The 24070-nt window shown below is 39.7% G+C and carries 19 protein-coding genes and 1 pseudogene; 9 read left to right on the top strand and 11 right to left on the bottom strand.

What is annotated here, in order from left to right; all coding sequences use genetic code 11:
* Positions 1–90: 90 nt before the first annotated feature.
* The 4 genes from H6G97_RS17600 to H6G97_RS17615 all read right to left on the bottom strand — a co-directional run bounded on the left by H6G97_RS17600 (position 91) and on the right by H6G97_RS17615 (position 5941).
* Entirely contained in the window at positions 91–2784 is a 2694-nt protein-coding gene (locus H6G97_RS17600) for a PAS domain S-box protein (RefSeq protein ID WP_190942028.1), read from the bottom strand.
* 429 nt (positions 2785–3213) lie between these two features.
* Positions 3214–4392 carry a DNA double-strand break repair nuclease NurA gene (locus H6G97_RS17605; protein WP_190942029.1) on the bottom strand — a complete coding sequence of 393 codons (1179 nt, stop codon included), beginning with the start codon at positions 4390–4392 and terminating at the stop codon, positions 3214–3216.
* Between the two features lie 334 nt (positions 4393–4726).
* A complete protein-coding gene (locus H6G97_RS17610; protein WP_190942061.1) occupies positions 4727–5512 on the bottom strand; it encodes an HAD family hydrolase in 786 nt (261 codons plus the stop codon).
* A gap of 156 nt (positions 5513–5668) precedes the next feature.
* Positions 5669–5941 carry a Rieske 2Fe-2S domain-containing protein gene (locus H6G97_RS17615; RefSeq protein WP_242054970.1) on the bottom strand — a complete coding sequence of 91 codons (273 nt, stop codon included), beginning with the start codon at positions 5939–5941 and terminating at the stop codon, positions 5669–5671.
* Between the two features lie 409 nt (positions 5942–6350).
* Between H6G97_RS17615 and H6G97_RS17620 the strand changes: the two genes are divergently transcribed.
* The 3 genes and pseudogenes from H6G97_RS17620 to H6G97_RS17630 all read left to right on the top strand — a co-directional run bounded on the left by H6G97_RS17620 (position 6351) and on the right by H6G97_RS17630 (position 10161).
* Positions 6351–6683 carry a hypothetical protein gene (locus H6G97_RS17620; RefSeq protein ID WP_190942030.1) on the top strand — a complete coding sequence of 111 codons (333 nt, stop codon included), beginning with the start codon at positions 6351–6353 and terminating at the stop codon, positions 6681–6683.
* Between the two features lie 1541 nt (positions 6684–8224).
* On the top strand, positions 8225–9571 hold the full coding sequence (locus H6G97_RS17625; RefSeq protein ID WP_190942031.1) for a DUF697 domain-containing protein: 1347 nt from the start codon (positions 8225–8227) through the stop codon (positions 9569–9571).
* A 329-nt stretch (positions 9572–9900) separates the two neighbouring features.
* Positions 9901–10161: pseudogene (locus H6G97_RS17630) on the top strand (CP12 domain-containing protein).
* Here the strand turns inward: H6G97_RS17630 and H6G97_RS17635 are convergent.
* The 4 genes from H6G97_RS17635 to apcB form a co-directional block, all read right to left on the bottom strand.
* Positions 10158–10976: a TlyA family RNA methyltransferase gene (locus H6G97_RS17635; protein WP_190942032.1), complete on the bottom strand. Its 819-nt coding sequence runs from the start codon at positions 10974–10976 to the stop codon at positions 10158–10160. The pseudogene H6G97_RS17630 and the gene H6G97_RS17635 overlap by 4 nt on opposite strands.
* Positions 10977–11411 (bottom strand): DUF29 family protein, encoded by a 435-nt coding sequence (locus H6G97_RS17640; protein ID WP_190942063.1) that lies wholly within the window; start codon positions 11409–11411, stop codon positions 10977–10979.
* A gap of 138 nt (positions 11412–11549) precedes the next feature.
* The gene (locus tag H6G97_RS52555; protein ID WP_242054971.1) at positions 11550–12032 is read right to left on the bottom strand and encodes a XisI protein; all 483 of its coding nucleotides are present in this window, start codon (positions 12030–12032) and stop codon (positions 11550–11552) included.
* A 507-nt stretch (positions 12033–12539) separates the two neighbouring features.
* Entirely contained in the window at positions 12540–13049 is a 510-nt protein-coding gene (gene apcB / locus H6G97_RS17655; protein WP_190942033.1) for an allophycocyanin subunit beta, read from the bottom strand.
* Between the two features lie 358 nt (positions 13050–13407).
* On the opposite strand from apcB, the gene glnA reads away from it, so the two are divergent.
* Positions 13408–14829, top strand: coding sequence for a type I glutamate--ammonia ligase (gene glnA / locus H6G97_RS17660; protein ID WP_190942034.1), 1422 nt, complete (start codon positions 13408–13410; stop codon positions 14827–14829).
* Positions 14830–14952: 123 nt separating this feature from the next.
* On the opposite strand, the gene gifA is transcribed toward glnA, so the two are convergent.
* Positions 14953–15153: a glutamine synthetase inactivation factor IF7A gene (gene gifA / locus H6G97_RS17665; RefSeq protein ID WP_012411649.1), complete on the bottom strand. Its 201-nt coding sequence runs from the start codon at positions 15151–15153 to the stop codon at positions 14953–14955.
* A gap of 288 nt (positions 15154–15441) precedes the next feature.
* Here gifA and H6G97_RS17670 point away from each other — a divergent pair, with 288 nt between their 5' ends.
* Positions 15442–16500, top strand: coding sequence for a class I SAM-dependent methyltransferase (locus H6G97_RS17670; RefSeq protein ID WP_190942035.1), 1059 nt, complete (start codon positions 15442–15444; stop codon positions 16498–16500).
* 777 nt (positions 16501–17277) lie between these two features.
* Here H6G97_RS17670 and patX read toward each other — a convergent pair.
* Entirely contained in the window at positions 17278–17505 is a 228-nt protein-coding gene (gene patX, locus H6G97_RS17675) for a heterocyst-inhibiting protein PatX (protein ID WP_190942036.1), read from the bottom strand.
* A gap of 107 nt (positions 17506–17612) precedes the next feature.
* Positions 17613–19454, bottom strand: a complete 1842-nt coding sequence (locus tag H6G97_RS17680; protein WP_190942037.1) for an FAD-dependent oxidoreductase — start codon at positions 19452–19454, stop codon at positions 17613–17615.
* A gap of 283 nt (positions 19455–19737) precedes the next feature.
* Here H6G97_RS17680 and H6G97_RS17685 point away from each other — a divergent pair, with 283 nt between their 5' ends.
* The 4 genes from H6G97_RS17685 (at position 19738) to H6G97_RS17700 (ending at position 23544) form a co-directional block, all read left to right on the top strand.
* Positions 19738–20199, top strand: coding sequence for a helix-turn-helix domain-containing protein (locus H6G97_RS17685; protein WP_190942038.1), 462 nt, complete (start codon positions 19738–19740; stop codon positions 20197–20199).
* Between the two features lie 18 nt (positions 20200–20217).
* Entirely contained in the window at positions 20218–20982 is a 765-nt protein-coding gene (locus tag H6G97_RS17690; RefSeq protein ID WP_190942039.1) for a PIN domain-containing protein, read from the top strand.
* 121 nt (positions 20983–21103) lie between these two features.
* The gene (locus H6G97_RS17695) at positions 21104–22150 is read left to right on the top strand and encodes an alcohol dehydrogenase catalytic domain-containing protein (RefSeq protein ID WP_190942064.1); all 1047 of its coding nucleotides are present in this window, start codon (positions 21104–21106) and stop codon (positions 22148–22150) included.
* 92 nt (positions 22151–22242) lie between these two features.
* On the top strand, positions 22243–23544 hold the full coding sequence (locus H6G97_RS17700; RefSeq protein WP_190942040.1) for an inorganic phosphate transporter: 1302 nt from the start codon (positions 22243–22245) through the stop codon (positions 23542–23544).
* The last annotated feature ends 526 nt before the right edge of the window (positions 23545–24070 follow it).

A 24070-nucleotide genomic window follows, 5' to 3' on the forward strand; every position in this document is an offset into this window, starting at 1 on the left:
GAGCAGAGGAATATTTGCATATTTTTCCTTAAAGAAATATCAAAGTACAGCTTTGCATAAATTCGTGCTATTTTTAAGCGCAAAGTATTTTTAAATCGGAATTTGAATCCAGAATTCTGTACCTTTTCCTGGTTCTGATAGACAATTCAGAATTCCACCATGTTTTTCTACTACAATTTGGTAGCTAATTGATAATCCTAAACCTGTTCCCTTCCCCACAGGTTTTGTAGTGAAAAATGGATCAAATAAGCGCTTTTTAACGTCTTCCGCCATTCCTAATCCATTGTCAGCAATTCTGATGACAACAAATTTACTGTCTAAAATTTCAGTCCGAATTTTAATTTGTGGTTTATGACTTATTTCTTTACTGACCATTGACTCTTCTAAAGCATCGATCGCATTAGTTAAAATATTCATAAATACTTGATTAAGCTGCCCAGGGTAGCAATCAACTAAGGGCAAATCGCCATATTCTTTAATGATAGATATATCCAAACCAATTCCATTATCTTTCCAACGATAATGTAAAATTAATAACGTATTTTCAATTCCTTCATGAATATTAACTAACTTTTTATCTGCTTCATCATGACGAGAAAAGTTTCGCAATCCTAAAACAATTTCACGGATACGATTAGTACCCATATTCATTGAAGACAGAAGTTGAGAAAGATCACTAGTAATAAATTCTAAATCAATTTTTTCAGAGAAATCTTCAATTTCTCTTTGGGGCTGAGGATAGTGTTGCTGATAAAGCTGTAAGAGAGTTAACATCTCTTGAAAATATTCGTTAGCATAGGTTAAGTTACCATGAATAAAATTAACTGGATTGTTGATTTCATGGGCAACTCCAGCTACTAATTGTCCTAAACTAGACATTTTTTCATTCTGGATCAGTTGAGATTGAGTTTGCTGCAATTTATGCAAGGTTTCGGTAAGTTTTTCAGCTTGAGTTTGAGCTTCTAAAGTAGCAGAGCGACTTTGAGTATAAAGTTGTGCATGATCGATGGCGATGGCTAGTTGATCGCAAACAGCTTGTAGCAGATTAATTTCACTGTTAGTCCAAATGCGATCGCCACTACAATGACTGCACACAATTGCCCCAATTTCACCGGAATTGCTCTTAACTGGTAGCATTAGTTGAGATGTGATACCAAATTCAGTTAAAAGTTCTTCTATATCATAATCGAGATATGATTTACTATTAATATTCTCGATGCAAATTAGCTCTTGAGAAAGAAGTGTTTTGGTTAAAAAAGTACTTTTTTGTAGTGGAATACTGCCTAGCATAGTCGGTAAGTTAGGGTTTCGTGCTTCATAGGTAATAGTCAGGCTTGGTTGGGATGGATGCGGTAAGTAACAAAGAAAGTAGCAACGGTCAATTTGTAATAAGCTACGAATTTCATTCACAGCAGTTTCTAGGATCATATCTAGGTTAAGAGAACTGCGGATTTGACTAGCTAGACGCAGTAATAAAGCTTCCCGACGGCTGAAGAGTTCTTCTCGCGCCCAGATTCGGTCAATAGCTACAGCAATATTATTAGCAATCCAATTTAATAGGTTATGAGTTGGTTCGGTAAATAATTGCTTACTAAATAAAGCGATTATGCCAATTAATTGCTGCTCTACTATTAAAGGATAAGCAGAAAATCGAGAAATTGAAAATGTAGATTCGACAAGATTTTCTGAATGATTAATTGATAATTCTTGGTTAAAAACAGCTTGATGATTTTGAATTATTAAGCCAATAGTATTATTGACTAAAGCGATATGATCTGGGAAATCTTGAGTATCGCTCAAAGCACTACAAGTAATATCTGTGCAATGAACGCCAGCTTGCAATTGTAGCTGGTTCGTCTGTCGTTCAAAAGTCCAGATACAAACAAAGCCGATATCAAGGTATTGGGAAATAGTATTTGTACAATTTTGCAGAATATCTGTAAGTGTGCCACTCTGAGATAAAGCTAAACTGACTTCTGCACTCAAAACTGACAAACGCGATCGCTCCAATAAAGCTAACTCTGAAAGCTTACGCTGTGTAATATCTGTACGAATTGATACATATTGATAGGGATTTTTATCTTGGTTCAACATTGGGGCGATTAAAGTATCTACCCAATAAAGAGTTCCATCCTTAGCTTTATTTTGAATTTCTCCTTTCCAGATTTTTCCTTGGGCAATAGTTGTCCATAAGTTTGCAAAAAATTCTTTTGTGTGGTGTGCAGAATTGATAATTCGATGATCTTGCCCTAGAAGTTCTTCTGGAGAATATTTAGAAACTTCACAAAATAGGTCATTTACATAGGTTATTTTTCCAGTTCTATCAGTAATAGCTACCAGTGAATGAGCATTTAAAGCAAATTTAAAAGCTTCTAATTCTTGGATAGATTTTTGTAGCGCTATCTCATTTTGTTTATTAGCAGTGATATCACGAGCTACTGCATAAATCAACTTTTCTTCACTAAAACCAGTTGCATTCCACGATAGCCATTTGTAAGAACCATCTTGACAAAGATAGCGGTTTTCAAAGCTAATTGCATCCACCGACTTAGTAATATTTTGGGCTGCTGCAATAGTAGATTCACGGTCTTCAGGGTGAATAAATTCAATAAAGGGTTTAGCAACAAGTTCCTGAATTGACCAACCTAGTGTTTTTGTCCATACTGGATTTAAATACTTAAAATAACCATCAAAGTTAGCAATACACAATAAATCTATAGAGAGTGAGAAAAATCGAGAGTATTTTTCTTCAGATTTATTGTACTCAGATTTAACTAGTTTCATCAGCTTTTTAGGTATAAATCTTTTTTGAGCAAGGTTAAATAAGTTAGTACGTTTTTTACTGAAATTGAACAACCATTTTGATAGGATATATCAACCTAGAGACTCACTTAATAGGAGTTTGGGCGAAGACTGTTTCGCTTACGAATGAAAACGTAGTTAACTTGATGTAGAGTCAAGAAGTATCTACTAGTTTATACGGAGTAAACTAGCTAGCTATTGACTTATTTCTCTACTAGATAAAGGTTTCCCTAAAAAGCTGTAAAGTAAACATTTATATTTTAAATTTAAGATAAGAAGTGTTACGTAAACTGAATTAATCAAAACTATTATCTGTGATTTTTCTTAAACAGCGAAGGTACTAGTACCGCAAGGCGTAATTCGTAGTTAAGAATTAAATTACGAATTACGAATTACGAATTACGAGTTTTTTTAAGCAATACTCCCGCGCTTTCTGGCTTCTTTGTAAGAAGTTCCCACATTTTTCAAACCAGCTTTAATCATTTGTTGTTCGAGTAAAGCAAAGAAACGTGCTCTATCGCCACCTTTTACCACTGCTTGATTATGCGCTTCAGCAATCGCTACAGGGTAGCCATATCCTTTTTGTACTTGTGCTAACATCAGTCCCAGTGCTTGGTCTAACATGGTTGCATTCTCCGCTACCCATGCCGGAACTTCAATCCGGGCGATTTCGGTGCCAACGTGGACGTAGCAAAAGTAAATTGTTTGATCGCCGTAGAGTTCGAGAATGGGTGAATTACTGCGCCACAAGGTACTGCGTTGTCCTGGTTTGAGCCGGGTTGCCCAAACAGAAGTATCTCGCAACTGTTCAAATATTTTACAAGGTACTTTTTCTAGCTGATTTGGGCAATAACTTTTACAGTCTGGCGCTGTGTGGGGACAAGCCAACAACCGTAAAAAGTTCATTGTTTCGATGCTGCGAGAGGCGCTAAGATAGCCCATTAAAGGAATTCGAGCATCACGCATTTGCTGCCAGGCTTCTAAGATGGGGGGTAAAATGCGATCGCGTGCATCCATCGGCAACTGTTCCAAAAACCAGTAAATTAGCGAACCATCTACCATCGCTAGCGCTGGCGTTTCCGCTTGCGCTGCACTACACGCAAGTTCTGCTAACACCGTTGTTTCTGAAGCAGTGCGGCGAAAACTCATCCATTCCTCGGTTCTAATTCCCCACTGCCGAGACATATATAAATCTTCTGAGCGATAAAAGACTTCTGGCAAACTATCGAGTAGCGGATGGCGATTTTGTCCGTAGTGTAAGACAACTCTGCCGATATTTAGGAGATAACAGTAAGCAATTTCGTGATGGTTTGGGGCAATTTGGGAACCATCGGTAGCGATGACAGTATGAATTTTTGGGGGAACTGAGATATCGATACAGGTTTCTAGCGGTTCAATTGGGGTAGCATTAGCAAAGAGAATGCGATCGCGCCATTTTTCTTGGCGATCAATTAAATCTTGTTGAGACTCGTAAGCATTTTTTAGATGTTGTTGTGCTAATTCCAAACGCTGACGACTGGCAGCAGCTTCTAAAGTAAGATGCTGACTTAAACCCTGCATTTGTCGCGCTAGTTGTGTTAAATCAAGCATAAAATTAAGTGTTAAGTGAGGAGTGAATAGTTATGAGTTAGGAGTTTCGCTAATTCCTAATTATTTATATTTTTTAAATATCTCGCTTATTTGCCATTTTCTCAGAAAATTAAAATAATTCGTAATTCATAATGACAGTCTCTACGAGATATTGCACATAGCTTGGTTTCCCGTAATAGATACGAATACTCGTTAACGTAATTCGTAATAGAAGAAAGCTAGGTATTTAGAGCGCAAAACGTCAAAATCACCAAGATAAACAATTATGTGCGAGTGTTTCGCCAATAATTACGTTAGCGTCTCGTAGAGAGCGTGATTACGAATTACGAATTAGTTAAAACCAAGCTGAGAAATCTTTGGCAAACTGAGAAAGTGATAACAACTGAATTCGCGGATCATTTTGGGCAACTTCCCTTTCTGCTTGGGTATTATAACCCCAGTCTGCAAGAAAAAGTTTCACATCCTCAAGGTCTGCTTGCTGTTGGACTAACTGTAATGCCTTGAGTCTATCTTCTACAAACCAGAGACTAACTGGTTTGTCTCCTGCTGACTGGATTAATTGTCGCAAAATTTCATATTTGGGACGCTTGACTTCTTTACCAAAAATTGCCTCTGGTGGTAAATTCACTCCTTCTTGTTGCAACAACTGCTGCACAAAACGCCCTTCTTTAGTTGTCACAATGTATAGCTTAACTCCACTGTCAAGAGTTAATTTGATTTTTTCTATTACACCCGGATAAAATCTATGCAGACTCAGCCAACCACCTAAATCTTTGGTGATCCATTCATCTCGCTGTTGATCTAGTTTCGCAGCAATTTCTCTTGCTTGTAGCTTGTCATCTAACAAAAGTTGTGGGGCGATGGTTGCCCATTCGTGAAGAATGTTTTCATCATGAATTCCATTTACTAAAGCTTTGATTAAAACAGGCATTTCCCAACCAGTTTCAATCACAGGACGTAAGCGATAGAATCTCAAAGCTAAATCATCTGGTGGTGTGTTGTTAACAGACGACCAAATTTCACAGTAGGTATGCCACGCTACCTCAAAATATTCAATTAGTCCGTCGCAAATCACTCCATCAAAGTCCAGGGCTAAAATCGTGGGACTACTTGCGGTCATTGTTTTGAGGATTAAAACTGCTGTTGTCAGCTTACCTGACAAATTCAAATCATGCAGTAATTTTTGTTAGTCTTTTATAATTTATATAATTTCTAACTTGCTAAACTTGCTCAAAAAGTATAGTGGCATTGTCCAACCTGATTTGATGTTGCTATGCTAACGAGGATCTACAGCAGGGTCACGATCAACTAAACGAATTTGGTTTTGCTTGACTACTCCCGTGATTAGTGGTAAATAGCGTTTAGCTGGGGCATGAACTCCTTGAGCCGGAGAATCGTATTGAGACTCATGACAATCACAAATAAAGTGATTATTGTCAAGATCCGATTTAACCGTACATCCTAAATGGGTGCAGATTGGATTGATAGTGTACTCAGCAATCTTTGGCGTGTCTTGAATAATCAGATAATCAACACTACGGTCTAGCAAGCTTTTTACTAAAATCAGAATTGCGTATAGGTTAAAAAATCGCGGCGTGTTTTTATCCTCGCTGGAACTTTGCCATTAGTAGAAAAATGTTCTATCAGGATTCGTACTAACAAAAGTCGATTAATATACTACGGTGCGATCGCAGTAGCATTAATGTACGTTTGTGTTTAATATAAATTCATTTTTATGAAATTTGCTTTTTCAAGAGTTGTTCCTGCAAGTGTGATTTTTAATTATTATTTATTTCTGAAGTAAGACGTTATTGGTAAGCCTCATAGCTAAAATCTAACTTAAGATATGTTTTTCATAAAATCTATTCTCAAACTCTCTCTAGAGAAAGAACTCTTTATGCTTTTGATTTTTTATGATGTTGTTAGTCAAGTCACATTTTTTGATACCTGAAAGTGCCATGAGTAACAATAATCAAGAAAATCAAATTAATCAACCAGTAGGCGAAGAGCGGGATTCTCGTAAACCAAATGTAAATGACAGAAACTTAACCGCGAATCCAGGAGATAGAATTGCTGATCAGCCTCAATCAGTTGAAGAGAAGGCTAAACAAGCAGCTATTGATAATGTACCAGACATTACAGGCGACAATATTACAGTCCCGACTTACTTCGTTGTGGATGAACCCGATGGTGAAAAAAAGGCACTCCATCACGTTAAAGATGCTGAAGAGATTTCCGATGTAATTCGAGAAGCACGAGTTGACGAAAATGGAAATCGAGTTTGGTGGTAGTTCTTTATTAAAGATGCAAAGACGCGGAGAAATTATCAAATAATCTCTCCGTTTCTTTGCGTCTCCCATTGATACCAATTCTGTATGAAGATGTGCCTATAGTGCAAGTAGTGCGAAAAATAGAGAACGTAAACACAAAGAGACTTGCCGCAGCCTTCCGCCAACGTGTAGCATCTCGTTAGAGAAGAGCGCCAAGTACGCCAAAAAATAAGAAATTGAGAGATTTGGCGCAGCTTCACAAAGAAACGGTATGAGCGCGTCTTTTTTGGTTAAGTTAGTCTATTAATTTACGCAATTAAATAAAATATGGAAATTCTCGCAGGTTCAATGGTAATGATAAATGTTAAAAATATTTTTATCTGCATTGGAATGCGCTAAACATTTCCAGAAATTCAATATGCCTTATCCTGAACCCTTGTAGAGACGTAGCGCTGCTACGTCTCTACATTCTTTTGACCAAATTTATGCTCTAAATTAAATCAGAATATTTAGTTGTATTAGCGTTTATTTTAGTCCGAAGTTTTTGCAACTTCGTTTTCTATTTCTTCTGGTAAAAACTCAATTTTTTGTCCGTAGTCTAAGCCTTTAATATGCTTCATCTAGAGGATAATGCATTACTTCCATTTTTCCATCTGACTTTTGTGAAGTTTCGGATTTATTGTTTCCAAGTATAAAAAAGAATTAATTTATATTGTCAGCATCACGCAACATTTTGCTAACCAAATTTTGTTATCAGATACAAATATATAATAACTTAGGTCATATAAGTATTTTTACTGTGTCATAGAAAGAAGGTTGTGAGTGAGATTTACCAAGATTTACGCAAGAGCGATCGCTATAACTTCAATATTTTTTCATGAAAAATATTTTTTAGTGCTCAAAGATTAAATTTTCTAAGAAGTTGTCGCTTGTAGCTTTGACATAAAAGTATATAGCTTCAATAATATCCTTACGTAAAAATCCATACTTGGATACAAATCCTATTTGATTTTTGCCAAATATGCTGAGAGCCAAAACCTAATCCGGTTAGCTCTGAGTCAGCTTGGCTTTGGCAAATCAAATAGGTTCTATAAACTTGCATTAATAGGGTTGCATCATGCTTTTCTCAAATTCAAGAACCAGCTTAAAAAATAGCAAAAAAAAAACAATAAACTAGGCACAGTTTTTTGGACTAATAGTAACATTCTGATACTAACTGGGTATTTAATTACTCTATCAATTTGCACATTGATAACTTTATCTTTGTTATTGCCCTTATTCACCGCTATCTTATTTACTCCCATTGGAAACTCGTACCACTCTACATCAATTCCTTGGATAGATAATGCATCGGAATGTGAACATAGTGGCAGAAATTGGAGCGATCGCAAGTGTTGGGATAAAGAACACGATCCCATGTTCTGAGATGGACACTTCACAAAGAGGGCATGCAAACTCTTCTGACAATTGCCTAATTTGACAAAACAGGCTAACAGTCTAGAAATTATATCAGAATGGATATGTAGCCTGTTGTTTGTCCAACCTTAAATCAACCTAACTTCGTGCGTAATCTGCAAGAAACTCATTTAAATCGTGCCCGCGCCAGTCTCAGACAAGCGCTGTCTTGGTATGGATATCTCCGCAAATCAGGACAGCTGTCATCTAACCCAGAATTGGTAGGTTTGGTAAAACCAGAATTGGAAGCTTTGAATGCCACACTCAACAAGCTGGATTCCAACGTCATTAGAATTGCCGCCTTTGGTTTGGTGAGTCGGGGAAAGTCAGCAGTTCTAAATGCCTTACTGGGAGACAAGATTCTGCAAACTGGGCCCCTGAACGGTGTCACTCAATGGCCCCGTTCCGTGCGTTGGCAGCCGGGTGGTAAGGTGCTAGTAGAGTTAATTGATACCCCCGGATTAGATGAAATTGAGGGTGAGTCACGGGCAGACATGGCGCGAGAAGTCGTGCATCAGGCTGATTTAATTTTGTTTGTCGTGTCTGGTGATATTACGCGCACTGAGTATCAAGCACTGCTGGAATTGCGGCGATCGCAAAAACCCCTGATTTTAGTATTTAACAAAATAGACCTTTACCCAGATACAGACAAGGAAGTGATTTACCAAAATTTGCAACAACTAGGTGCTGGGAATCCTCAAGCGAAACCTCTACTACCTGATGAAATTGTCATGGTGGCGGCGGAACCAGCAGCAATGGAAGTGCGGGTAGAGTGGCCTGATCGGCGTGTCAGTTATGAATGGGAGACACCACCACCGCAAGTAGACGAACTCAAAGAGACAATTCTGAATATTCTCAATCGGGAAGGGCGATCGCTTCTGGCTTTAAATGCACTGATCCAAGCACGGGATGCAGAAGCCGCGATCGCTCAAAAAACCATCGACTTACGCGAACAAGAAGCTGAAGATATCATTTGGCAATTTACCAAATACAAAGCTTTGGCAGTAATGCTCAATCCCATCGCTTTTTTAGATATCCTTGGCGGCACAGTTGCGGATTTGGCTTTAATTCGCGCCCTAGCTAGATTGTATGGTTTGCCCATGACTAGCTATGAAGCCGGGAAAATTTTAAAAACGATTTTATTTAGTTCTGGTGGCTTGCTACTGGGAGAATTAGGTAGCAGTTTGCTTTTGGGTTTAAGTAAAACTACTGCTGCAATAACCAGTGGTGACAATCCCAGCAATATTACTGCCTTTGCTGGCAGTGCGATCGCTCAAGCTGGTATCGCCGGTTATGGTGCATATTCCGTTGGCAAAGCCGCTCAACTTTATCTCGAAAAAGGCTGCACCTGGGGACAACTCGGCGCTAGCAGCGTCATTCAAGAAATTCTCTCTCAAGTTGACCAAAACACAATTCTGTATCGTTTGCGACAAGAATTGGGAATAAAATATTGAGAATAAATAATAATTATTTCTTCATTGTTACCGTTTATAAGTGTTTATCAACTTCTATCAAACTCTTCTGACAATTGACTGACATTCCGAATTTGGGATGCAAGATTGAGGAAATGACCTCCTCTGCTAGTGACTTCAACTAGTGGAATTCCCCTAGCTTTCTTTTTGAATCAAAGATGACAAGAGGGTAATTCCCACTCAAATTTGCTAAAAAGATGGCGGTGTTTACCACCACCTTGTGTGGGAAGCCTATCTAAATTGGAAATGTGAGCCAGTCATTGAAAGCTCACAGTTAATATCTATCTCTGTAAATTAAAGGTAAAAGTATCATGACAACTACCCTAAACTCATTTGAAAATGCTGGGGCAACAAATCTTGAAGAAGCCATTATTGAAGCCATTACTGAAGCCCGCACAACTTGTGAGGTAGATGGCACTGATTCTGCTGGTTGTGCCGTAGCCTGGGATATTGTGGAAGAATTACAAGCTGAAAAAGCGGATCAACAGCAAGCAAAATAAAAGAAAACCTCTTTGGAAAATTACTGCGATCACCATCCAGATTCTGTAGAGTGTCTAATCTACGACGTTTAATTCTTCCGTAAATCAGTTGTTGCTGATTGCGTTATTTGCTTAATTGCTTCTAAATCAGGTGGTGGCGTTTCACTTTCCATTCCCAACCACAAAAGATATTCAATATTCCCAGCAGGGCCAGTGATCGGCGACCAAGTTAAGCCTTTGTATTTCCATCCTAATTCGTGGGCTGTTTGCAACACCTGAAAAATGGCATCAGCTTGGTCGTTTGGATCGCGCACAACACCTTTTTTACCCACACGGGATCTGCCGACTTCAAACTGTGGCTTAACTAACAATACAGCTTCTCGGTTAGCTTGAGTTAGTTGCCACAAAGCAGGCAGAATTTTTGTTAAAGAAATAAACGATACATCGACCACCGCCAAATCAGGAATCGGGTCATTTTCTCTATATAACTCATCTGGTCGTAGTTGCCGTAAGTTGGTGCGTTCCCGTAAAATCACCCGCGAATCATTTCGCAACCGCCAGTCAACTTGTCCGTAACCAACATCAATACCGTAAACTAGTTTTGCTCCAGCTTGTAAGAGACAATCAGTAAAACCACCAGTAGAAATCCCACCATCTAAACAAATGCGCTCTACTACGGGAATGGCAAATACTGATAAAGCTTTGAAGAGTTTTTCACCGCCTCTAGAAACAAAAGGCGATCGCTCTTTAATATTTATTTGAGCAGTAATATCAACTTCTGTACCAGGTTTATCAACTAACTGCTGATTAACAGTAACTTCCCCCGCCTGAATTAGCCGTTGTGCTAAAGCGCGAGAAGAACATAAATTTAACTCTACTAATAGTGTGTCGAGTCGCTGTTTAGCCAATTAATTAGACTCTCCTGGTAAAATTAAAGCCAAAGCACGATTGATAATTTCTTCTTGGTTAACCAGCTTTTCTAATTCTTGGGCTTCATAACGGCCTTCTTCTACTTCTAAGGAAGCCTCATCAATGGCATTTAAATAGGCTTCTGCTAAGATTTCTAACAATTCTTCTGGCGTAAGATAATAACCCCCCGCTTTACGCCGCTTATTTTCCCGTTGAATTTCCCGAACAGAATTCCGAATTGAGACTTCCCAAGAGCGAGTCGTGCGGTTTTCAGCTTGTTGTTTAATCAGATGCAATAGCAAAATCACTGCATAGCTACGAATCGTTTTGATGATGTCATTTCGGCTCATTTCTGTTAATTCTTCAACTATAATCAATGCTCCTTGAACATCGCCTTTAACAAGTAAGTCTTTTAAAGTCAATAATTCTTCCATAATCAGCGCCTCAAACATGGGCAACTTCTATTGTGGCTTATGGCGGTTCTAGTTCAGATAAGATAAGCTAATGCGTTTAATGTATGAGCGATCGCTACTTAATCTATTATTCTTTGGAAATACACAATATCAAGATAATTAAGATACAGCAAAATCCGTGTATTGTCGTAGTTCAGCTGGATGGAAACCTAAGACAATATCTTCGCGCAAAATACCTGCTTCTAATAATGCCTCTGCTACTGGCTGCGAAGTACCATCATATTGAATCCACACTTTATCATTAATAATATCTATATGTACCACCGAACCATGTATGCGGCGCACTCCATCCCAACCGATATGTAACACTTCGTAGTCATAATTAAACATTAAAACAAATTTTTGCTTAGGTAAAACTAACATAGGTAGATATATAGGATGATCATCCCATTTCTTCTTTTTTTCACCTTTTTGATAGCAAATAATTAACGTTGGAACATCAGGATATTTCTCTTTAGCTTCTAATGACCACCTACCTGAGCCGAAGCCAAACATCCATTCAAAAGGGTCTTTTCTCGTCATATCTAATCCTTGATTATTATTTCTTTCACCTCTACGAACATTTAAACGACCCTTTGCCATACCTTTTGATTTTATATCTGTTAATCCTTTGATAATACGTTTATCTTCCCATTTTTCCGAGAGGACATAATGACTTTTTGTATAATTGAGTCTTTTAATGATTAAGTCTATATCAACTTCATAATATTGATTATTATCTTTGTAATTTATTAAAAGGTTCTCAATTTCTTTGAAATTATCCTCGATTTCATCTTTTTTATAGGCTGGACTTTGAGGAGTCGAAGAAAAGCCGCACCGTGCAGAAATTCTAGATCATTAATACTCATAGAACTATTGCCAAAAATTATTTATATCAATAATAAACATCATAAGAGTATGTATAAAATTTTTCCAGTACTTACTTTCGTTGTAATACAATTAATTTTTCAGACGACAAATAGTTTCTTGCATTAAGAAAAGTAAACGCACCTTGCCAATCAAGCCAAAGTGCGATATTTGTTAAGCCCGCTTACGCGAACTTTGTTTGTTTTGTATAGTTCTACGATTTCTAATCACCAAGACTAGATGCTAAATATCCTGTTCGCTCAACTCGCGTGTGATGTGATCAAATGGTTCATCCACAAAAGCAGTATTAACCACACCTGCTGCTGCCACTTGTTCCTTAATCAGATCCTTAAGAATTTGGACACCACGAACTGTAGGCCCAATAGGTACTCCTAAAGAATTGTAAGTTTCCCGTAGCCCTTGTAGCACACGCTCATCCAATACATTCGTGTTTCCAGCAACTAACGCATAGGTGGCATAGCGCAGATAGTAGTCCATATCCCGCAGACAAGCTGCATACCGACGAGTTGTATAAGCATTTCCACCGGGACGAATCAATTCTGGCAGTTCTTCAAATAACTTTAAACCAGCTTGCTTGACAAGTGCAGCTGCATTAGAGTTTATCGCCGCCGCCGCTTGTACTCGTGCTGTACCACTGTCAAAGTAAGACTTCAGGCTATCGATCGCATTCCGGTCAAAATACCGACCAGCTAAGTCATAATTCTTAATTAAACTTGTTACTGCATCGCGCATTCTTTTTTCTCCCAATCCTTGCTATTTATGGTTTGATATTTATTTGGCTGCACTTATGCACCAGTAAATTTTTGTGCTATTTAAATATAGATTCGGCACAAAAACAATCTATCCACTATTTAAGGATTCTATGCCAAAGTTGACCCCTATGTGATGAACTTTCCAGTTTTGTACAGATGATCGCTGAAAGGTTAATATAACCTGATAATCCAGATATCTGTAGCACAAATTACAAAATCCGCTAATGTCTAGTATTTAAGATATTTCTGGTGTGTCACGGCCTGATTGAGATCAGCAGGGTTAGGATGCAATGTAAGATTCTGGTTGACTTTAGGAAATTGGTAGACAAGGAGTAACAATGACGACACCACAAGAACTCTTGAAGAGAATTCAAGATGAAAAAATTCAGCTAATTGATCTCAAATTCATCGATACAGTAGGGACTTGGCAGCACCTCACACTGTACCAAAACCAAATCGATGAGACTGCATTCACCGATGGCGTAGCTTTTGACGGTTCCAGCATTCGGGGTTGGAAAGCGATCAACGAATCGGACATGACGATGGTACTCGACCCTAACACTGCTTGGATCGACCCATTCATGGAAGTGCCAACACTAAGTATAATTTGTAGTATTAAAGACCCTCGCACGGGTGAACCGTACAACCGTTGCCCACGCGTTATTGCTCAAAAAGCAATAGATTACCTGGTTGCCAGTGGCATTGGTGATACAGCCTTCTTTGGCCCTGAAGCTGAGTTTTTTATCTTTGATAGTGCTAGGTTTGCCCAAACTGCTAACGAAGGCTACTACTTCTTAGACTCCGAAGAAGGTGCTTGGAATTCCGGTAAAGCCGGTACAGATCAAAAACCCAACTTGGGTTACAAACCACGCTTCAAAGAAGGTTACTTCCCAGTCGCACCGACGGATTCTTTCCAAGATATCCGTACAGAGATGCTGTTAACAATGGCAGAATTAGGTGTGCCCATTGAAAAGCATCACCACGAAGTTGCTACTGGTGGTCAGTGCGAACTAGGTTTCCGTTTTGGTAAGTTGATCGAAGCAGCTGACTGGTTGATGACTTACAAATATGTCATCAAGAATGTTGCTAAGAAATACGGTAAAACTGTCACCTTCATGCCAAAACCGATTTTTGGCGATAACGGTTCGGGAATGCACTGTCACCAGTCCATCTGGAGGGACGGCCAACCTCTGTTTGCAGGTGATAAGTATGCTGGTTTGAGCGATATGGCGTTGTACTACATTGGTGGTCTTCTCAGACACGCACCAGCACTGTTGGCAATTACCAACCCCAGCACCAACTCATACAAGCGCCTAGTACCTGGTTATGAAGCTCCTGTAAACTTGGCTTACTCTGAAGGAAACCGTTCTGCTTCTATCCGTATTCCTCTATCTGGTAAGAACCCCAAAGCCAAGCGTTTAGAATTCCGTTGTCCAGATGCTACATCTAACCCCTACTTGGCATTTGCTGCAATGCTTTGTGCTGGTATGGATGGCATCAAAAACAAAATCCATCCTGGTGAACCCTTAGATAAGAATATCTATGAACTATCTCCAGAGGAGCTTGCAAAAGTTCCCTCAACTCCAAGTTCTTTAGAACTCGCGTTGCAAGCATTAGAAAACGATCACGGTTTCTTGACAGAATCAGGCGTTTTCACGGAAGACTTTATCGAAAATTGGATTGACTACAAGCTTAACGAAACCAAGCAGTTACAGCTACGTCCTCATCCCTACGAGTTTTACCTCTACTACGATGCTTAATGAAGAGTCGTATCTAACTAAAAAGTAATAAATTTTGCCACCCTAAATTAGAGGGTGGCTTTTTTTTCCAAAGTTGTCAGTTGAGACATTCAATCAAAAAATCCAACTTATGACTTCTGAAACTTAGCTCATAGAAGCGTGGCTGGGGCCATAGATCATCCGACTACTAGCATCTACCTTCCCTTGAATTGGGTTCCAGTAGTGAGATACTTCTTCAGGAAGACCAAGCTCTTGTGCAGCCCGCATCAGCATTGATTGTTGGCGATTCTTGACTTGCTGATGTTCACGCACCATCAACGCACGAGATTTATCTGCGATAGACATAACCATAGTCCTCTCTATTCGTGAATATATAATTTTTGATTTCTCTATAAACTAGTATAGCGAAAGTTCTGTAACATAAGCTACTTTTTATAAAAGTTTATATTTACCTTTGCTGACAATATCAGGTATTTTTCCCCAAAGCTCGAAAAATCTTCCCTAATCTACCGTTGATGGCTAAAATCATCTGGCTTCAGATTTGTCTCACCTCGGAGCCTTTACCTTTCCAACAGTAGGTGATTTTTTCGTTACAATTATTTACATAGAAGTATCAAAACTTGAGCTATTTTTATGCCTGAGAGTTTAACTAAGCTGACTTATCAAACCTTTCAGCAGGGCAAAAATTACTTTGGTCTGGCTCACAAAATATTAAGTTCACGGTTGATGAACCTGGTATATCCGACACTTGAACAAAAGACCAAACCCATCTCAAATGAGCTTTTACTCAAACTTCAACAGAGATTGAATCAGTTGCTGGAAACAGACTGGCAAGACACCCAAAAAGGTGTATACCCGGAAAGTCTGCTGTTTGACAACCCTTGGGATGATTTTTTGCGCTACTATCCTTTGTTATGGCTAGATTCCCCTCAAATATGGGAGCGGGTTCAACAACAGAATTACCAAGATTTTTCGCCCGAAATTGACACAGATGGTTATCCCAGCTACTACGTGCAGAACTTCCATCACCAAAGCGATGGCTACTTGAGTGACTTGTCAGCTAATTTATATGACTTACAAGTAGAAATTCTTTTTGGTGGGGCAGCTGATCCAATGCGGCGGCGGATTCTCGCTCCCCTTAAGCAAGGGCTGAAAGCAATTGATTCGGTTGCACCACGGCAAACCCGTATTTTGGATGTAGCTTGTGGAACTGGGCGGACTTTGAAGTTAATTCGGGCAGCATTGCCGCAAGCATCTCTGTTTGGTACGGATTTGTCACCAGCTTATTTGCGTAAAGCAAATGAGCTACTATCCCAAATTCCAGGAGAATTGCCGCAACTTTTACAAGCGAATGCCGAAGAGTTACCCTATCTAGATAACTATTTTCATGCTGTAACTTCTGTTTTTCTCTTCCATGAGTTACCAGCGATCGCACGTCAAAGTATTATTGAGCAATGCTTCCGGGTGACAAAACCAGGAGGAGTCTTTATTATCTGTGACTCAATTCAGTTGAGTGATTCACCTGAGTTGGAACATATAATGAATTCTTTTCCCGAAACTTTCCATGAACCCTATTACAGGCATTACACCACTGATAACTTGCTAGAACGTTTACAGAGAGTAGGCTTTGAGAATATTGAGACGCAAGTCCATTTTATGAGTAAGTATTTCATTGCTCATAAGCCAGCTTGAGAAAAAACCTTCTCATTCCCTTATCTTTAAATAAACTTTACCTAAAAAGGGCAAATGCAAAATTTTGCATCTGCCCTTGGGTGTAGAATTAAAATAAATAAGATGATCTAGTGCGATCTTTCTTAATATTTATTTTGTCGGGAGCCATCTGTGAGGAGAATCAACCAAGGGGCAAGAGTAGCTCAGGAATAGTAAGATTTTTTGGCAAATACAATAAACCTATACTACTTGTGCAAATCCATCTGCTAGAAAAGCTCAGATGAAACGAAAGAGATTTTATACTTCGGCAAAGGACGCTAAACAAACGTCGGAGCGAAGATCAATTAGTTGCTATCTAGATAACCATCTACTAAATGTATGAGAACAAAACCTATTGGACAATAAAGTAAAGTTGCCTTAAGACTGTTTCCTCAACAAGCAAAATGTCTAAATTAGATGTGCTTTAGATTAACTGATAGTCTAAGTAACATCTATTTCTAGAGCCGTTGGAGATTAAGACGTAGAGCTTTTCAGGAATATGAGCAACAGTTGTGTAGCTTTTGAGGAGTTGGTAATGGTGTTGATCAAGGCACTTAATTTGATTTGCGTTTTGATCGGCAGGATTGATGCCAACTATATATACAAAGCTTGCAGTTGAAATACTAAGCCATCGCTGAAGATTTTAGTGTGTCAACTGTATATATCTCTGCCAGAAAAGCTGTGTTCAAGATGTCAGCACAACATCGTGTTTTCTGGTAATTGTGTTCCTTTAGGAAAAGAGGCATTACCCGACGGTAGTTAAACCACAACATAGATATTTCCGAATTTTTGTGTCACTTCTCTGCGCCCACTACCGCGATGACGTGGCGCATCATCTGAAGCTTGTTCAGATGCCGCCGAGAGCCACTGTTCCGAAGCAGGCGTGGAAGGCAGCCCATAGGATAAGTGATTGGCCATTGCTTGGCAGTTAGAAGCTAAGGGGCCGAACACCAGACTCGAGACTAAAAGTGAAATGGCAGCACGCATAGCAGATGTCTATTTTGGAACTCTCCACTTCACTGATACTTAGCTTTTTGATTAATATCCGGACAATTCATCAAAAAGTATTCTGTTTTACTGAAAATAAACTCTTCTTAGCCTTCGTCTAAATTTTCGACTAATAACCAATTACCAAACTGATTCTGACGACCCCACAATGTAACTAATTGTTCGTGGGGATAAGCGCGTAATTGCTCGTCGATATGCGATCGCAACGTCACAAGCTGCCAATTTTGCCCTTGATATGCAGCTGGTGCTGTGACAGTGAATCTGTATTCTTGCTGTTCCAAGCGGTAAAAAATACCTGTGAAACAGTTACTTTCCTGAATGAATGCTTTGTCAAAAGCAGAGTCAGAGCAATCATTTTCGGATGGGCAGGGGCAATCGCCATTAACTGGATAGGCTTGTGGGTTATCTAAGTAATACAGCTGACAGTGCCGCCAATCCGAATGATTGGGGGGAAGATTAAACAAAGGAATAATGAGCGCTTTTGAGCGATTATCTTCTAATAAAGCCGTTTGCAGAGTTCTAACAGGTAAATCCCTCGGCTGGCAGTTTAATTCAACACATATCGCCGCTGCCATCCCTGCTGCTTGACCAATGTTCATAACCACAGGTTGTAATCTGGTGGCTCCATTGGCAATGTGGGAGACAGAAATATTCTTTTCACAAACCAAGAAACCATCTGTTGTGGCTGGAATTAGACAACTGTAGGGAATTGTAAAAGGAGTTCCAGTCCAACGTCCCCCCCAACGGATAGATTTTGGTTGCAGTGGGAATTGAATACCAGGATAATGATGGTCATTGGCGTAGTTACCAACTGCGATTGCTTTGCAAACGCCTGCTGTAGAATGCCCGTTCGCGTAGCGTCTCCTTTGAGAGAAGGGCTGTAGGGCGATCGCATCATTAAATATAGATGCAACTCTACCTCCAGTAATAGGTAAAATATCCTGTTCTCGGACAGTAGTTAGCCCCACTAAGCGGCGGCTTTCCCGGTAATAGGGATGCAGTGCAAAAGCTGTAGGGGTGTGAGGAAATACTTTTTCTGCTAAACCATAGCGACGACCAAGCTGTTTTTGGATAAAATGAGCAAAATTTTGGCTGTGCCTGCGAGATTCTTGGATGAATTCACCTCTGGATACATCTGACTCTATCAACCGCCCTACCCCTTCGCCGTAGTCATTGCCACAGATTGGCCAATTCATCATAAACAGACCACCAGGCAAACGTCCATAATTTAAAAATGTCTCTGCTCCATAGCCATCCCAAGCACCTGTAAACTGGGATGGATTATAGTTAGAAGCAGCCGGAATTTCTGGTGCAATAGCTTCACCAAAGTCCTGCATAATCACTACATAGGTGGGCGCTTGCACAGGATATTTCTGGGTTAAAGAGTTAAAAATCACTGGGGCGCTGGGTTCTCCCCACTCAGATTGCAATTCCCAACCCCAGCGGTAAGGTATTTCAGCTAAAGCCAATAAATCTCCCAATTCTGTAGCGTCGAGAATAATTTTGGCTGTAACAGCAAAATTAGCAAAGCGGACACCAGTAATCAAATCACCTTGACGGAACACTTCTATTGGTACTTGTCCAGAAATCCATTGTAGATTGGATAATTCCTGCACCCAGCCTGCAAAAATCTCTGCCCCAATGCGGGGATCGTAACTAAAAAAGCTTACCCAGCTATTATCTAATCCTCCAGGCTGTCGTTGTCGCAATTCCTGCAAAAACGCCCCCCACAACCCCGTTTGAAAGGCTTCTAATTCGTTGCCATCAGGTACAGACACCCCAGCTGAAGTTAGCATCCCCCCCAACCAAGGAAATTCACTCACCAAAATGGTTTTAGCTCCCCGTCGCGCTGCTTGGATAGCAGCCGCAGTCCCTCCGGTTCCCCCACCGACAACTAAGACATCCGCTGTGTATGTTTGATTAACCATCACTTAACCTCACTGGAGTTCCGAGATATTCTCTCCAGATAGCTTGGCATCAGATAAGATAATTTATTTTATTTTTCGGATATTTCGTTTATGTAGTTGACATAGCGCCTATGATTAAGTGCCAACATCAAGGTTATCGATACCTTATTTTTATAGAGGGCAAATCATCAGCTTCTTTTACCTCTTTCCCATAGTTTATTCATCTTTGTTTCGGATATTGCGTTTATGTAATGTGAAATATATTATTATGGATACATGATCAAAAGAGTTAAGGTTCACCACAATGGCTATCATATCTGGGCAAAACCTGCCTTTAGAGTCAGTGATGGCTCAAGAAAAAGAAACCCAATCAATCAAGCAAATAGAACGTCTTCTAAAACTTGAAGGCTCCCACCCGAAACTTGTAGGTACAAACGGAGAAGAAATTGTTATACCTGATTCTGTTTACCAGGTGCTGCGTCAAGTTGTCAATGCAATGGCATTAGGTCAGGCTATATCTATAGTTCCTCAAGAGCAGGAATTGACGACACAACAAGCAGCCGAATTTCTAAATGTATCACGTCCCTATCTAATCAAATTACTAGAGCAAGGTGAAATCCCCTATGTAACTGTGGGAACACATCGACGTGTTCGTTTTATGGATTTGAGAAGATATAAGGAACAAAGGGATGCTAAACGTCACCAATTTTTACAGCAGCTAGTTGAGATCAGCGAAGAGGCTGGTTTGTATGAGTATGATGAATAAGTACTCAGAAAAATTTCTATGCCCAGTGTGATATTAGATGCCTGTGTTCTTTTTCCAATGTACCTTCGAGATACTTTGCTGACCACTGCTGAGTTTGGCTTATACATGCCCTATTGGTCGCAGAAAATCTTGAATGAAGCAATGGATAAGCTTGTTCTTAAGGATATAGTATCAGCCGAACTAGCTAAAAAACTACAGGAGGCAATAAAAACAGCTTTTCCTGAAGCAATGGTTGAACAAGTACCTTGGGAAATAGAGGCAGCCATGACCAATCATCCCAAAGATCGTCATGTTCTTGCTGCTGCAATGATAGCTAGGGCTGATATTATTGTTACCAATAATATTAAGGACTTTAGTGCTAAAGCTCTAGCTCCTTTGAATATAAAAGCACAGTCACCTGATAATTTTCTCAGCGATCTATTTGATAAATACCCGGAAGAAATGGTTCAAGTAGTGCAGAGACAGTCATCAAAGTATAAAAGGAAGCCCCAGACTGCTGATGAACTACTTGAGTTACTAAGTAAACAGATACCTGTATTTACCGCAAAAATTTTGTTGCATGAATACGGCGAGAGTATTTTCAATACTACAAAGAAAGCTTTAAAAATAGTAGGAAGACCATCACCAGAAAGTGGCAAATATTTGGAAGGTGAACGATATCGAGTATGGCGAAACAGGGAAATTTTAACAATTACTGCTAAAGATAATAGAGGGAAGATTGTACAAGTTAAAAATCGGAAAATAGAAGGAAAGCTCTCATCACTTGATGTCAAAGCATTTTAAATATTTGAACAAAGCTTAGAACATGAACTAGAACAAGCTAAAACAGAGAAATCTCAAACTTGATAGCACAACGTTGGCTGCTAATGTTACATCTAGTATCGTTGAGCGGGAAAAAACCAACGTGAAAGCACAGGTATTTAGAGGCGTTAATCAACTGTCTTACGAAGATATCCCAGTTCCAACGCTAGAACCAGATGAAGTGCTGGTACAGGTGCGGGTTGTGGGGTTGTGTCAGTCAGATATTAAAAAAATTCGTTATCCACTTTATGAACCGCCGCGCATTTTTGGACATGAAACCGCCGGCACGATCGCAGCACTAGGCAATAATGTCAAAGGTTGGCAAGTTGGACAACGGGTAGCAGTGATGCACCACATCCCTTGTATGCATTGCGTCTACTGCCTAAATGATAATTTCTCCATGTGTGATGTCTACAAAAACATCTCCACAACCGCAGGCTTTAACGCCAGTGGTGGCGGTTTTGCCGATTATGTCAAGGTTCCCGGACATATTGTGGAAAATGGTGGGCTAATTCCCATCCCGGATAATATCAGTTTTGAAGAAGCGAGTTTTGTAGAACCGACTAATTGCTGTTTGAAGGCAGTGAAAAAAGCTCAAATTGCCCCAGGACAAACTGTGTTAGTTACTGGTGCGGGGCCAATTGGGTTAATGTTTATCATGTTGGTGAAATATTTCGGAGCAAAAGCGATCGCTACTGACTTACTGCCCTCTAGAATTGAAAAAGCCTTGAGTGTCGGTGCAGAGGCGGCTTTTGATGCGCGTGATGCCGATTTAACAGCAAAAATCCATGCCCTAACTGGTGGATTAGGTGTTGATGTTACTTTGCTGGCTGTTCCTAGTGATAAAGCTTTCTTTCAAGCACTTGATAGTACCCGCAAAGGTGGCAAAATTTTGTTTTTCGCCGAATTTCCTGATGAGGTGGAAATTCCCATTAACCCTAATATCCTCTACCGTCGGGAAATCGACTTAATCGGCAGTTATAGCTCATCTTATCGGCTTCAGAATTTATCGGCTGATATTGTATTTAATCAGCGGATTGACGTGCAAGCATTGATTAGCGATCGCTATCCATTAAAAGATTTATCAGCAGCTGTGGAGCAAGCGATCGCACCCACACCAAATACTTATAAAATCTTAATTTATCCGTAAAAGGAAGATAAGGGGGATCTCTTCAATTAAAAATTTTTAATTTTTAATTTTTAATTGTGATCTCCCCCTGCTCCCCCATCAGCCTCAAAAAAATGCTTATTATCCAAGTCGTAGTCGTTCTACTAGCTTTTTACGTCGCCTGGAATCTCGGAGCAAACGATGTTGCTAATGCGATGGGAACCTCTGTAGGTTCCAAAGCTGTCACTCTCAAACAAGCGATAATAATTGCTGGGATATTAGAGTTTACGGGTGCTGTGTTGTTTGGACATGAGGTAACGGAAACTCTAGCGACGAAAATTGCTAATCCCGCCTTATTCGCAGCTACACCTCAAATATTACTTACTGGGATGGTAACGGTACTAATTTCTTCTGGTGTGTGGTTGCAAATTGCCACATCACGCGGTTTACCTGTATCGTCTTCTCATGCGGTTGTTGGTGCGATCGCTGGATTTAGCTGGGTAGCTTTGGGAGTAGGTGCAATTGATTGGTCATCAATTGGCTTCATTACCATTGGCTGGATTTTAACGCCGTTAATTAGTGGTGCGATCGCTGCTTTATTTTACAGTCAAATCAAGCACTGGATTTTAGATCAACCCAATCAAATAGTGCAGTTACAAGAATGGATTCCCTGGTTGAGTACTCTACTACTGGGTGTATTCGGCGTGATTGTATTACCATCGTTGACTCAACCACTAACCAATTTTGTGATTGAGCAAGTTGGTTTCAACATCCCTGCTTACGACATCCCACTGTTAACCGGTGCTGTAGCAGCAGTTGGACTCACAATAATTAGCTGGCGACAGTTAAAAGAAACAGAAGAAGCGTTTCCCAGTCCCCAATCCCCATTACCTCTTATCCCCAGAGAGGCCCCTACCTTCCCCAATTCCATAGAAAGATTATTTGCCCGATTCCAACTACTAAGTGCTTGCTTCGTAGCCTTTGCTCATGGTTCTAATGATGTGGGAAATGCGATCGCTCCTTTAGCTGCGATCGTTTACATTAATCGCACTGGTAGCGTACCTACCGATGGTATCACTATCCCAATATGGATTTTAATTCTTGGTGGTGCTGGTATTGTTGGTGGTTTAGCTGTCTGGGGTAAAAAAGTTATCGCTACCATTGGCGAAAATATTATTGCCTTGCAACCTAGTAGTGGATTTTGTGCCGAACTTGCTACTGCTACTACCATCCTCATCGCCTCCCGGCTAGGTTTACCAGCCTCCACCTCCCACGCTCTCGTCGGTGGTGTAGTGGGTATTGGACTGATGCAAAATTTCAAGTCGATCAAGTTCCAAACACTAAAAGGTATTGCCGCCGCATGGCTAATTACCATTCCCGTAAGTGCTGCCCTTAGCGCTGCCATCTTTAGCATCGCTCGGATTTTATTTCTCTAAGAATTATTAATACTTTCCTAACTTTTTCCTCTACTGCAATTTACTTGTAGTAAAACCTAGACTGCAACAACGCCAAAAAAGAGTGTTTTTGCAGAATTGCTGTTCATTCATTTAGAATGTTGTGCAGGGGATAACGTAACTTTGAATTTCCATAGAAAGATACTTTAATCTCCATTTAGAGATTTAAACTGTCACACAAGTTACATTACACACAAATTACAGCTAGTTTCGCAAGTCAGACAATTTTCTGGCGATGTCTCGCAATAAACTACTTTGCGCCTACGCACACGCATCTACAAGTCTTTGATAATTATTATTGGCAGCAAAACAATAAATATTTATTTGGAGTGAGATTTATTTAAAAAGTAAAAATCTCATTGGCAAATAATAATTGATGAGAATTAAATTGACAAAAAACACTAAAACTCTTAGTCCAAGAGACTTACAGTCGTGGAAATAATTCTAAAATTGAAAATCGAATGGCTAAATAGTTGTCAATGCTGAAGAGAACACAGTGTAGTAAAGC

Source organism: Nostoc flagelliforme FACHB-838 (assembly GCF_014698065.1).
Classification (GTDB): domain Bacteria; phylum Cyanobacteriota; class Cyanobacteriia; order Cyanobacteriales; family Nostocaceae; genus Nostoc; species Nostoc flagelliforme_B.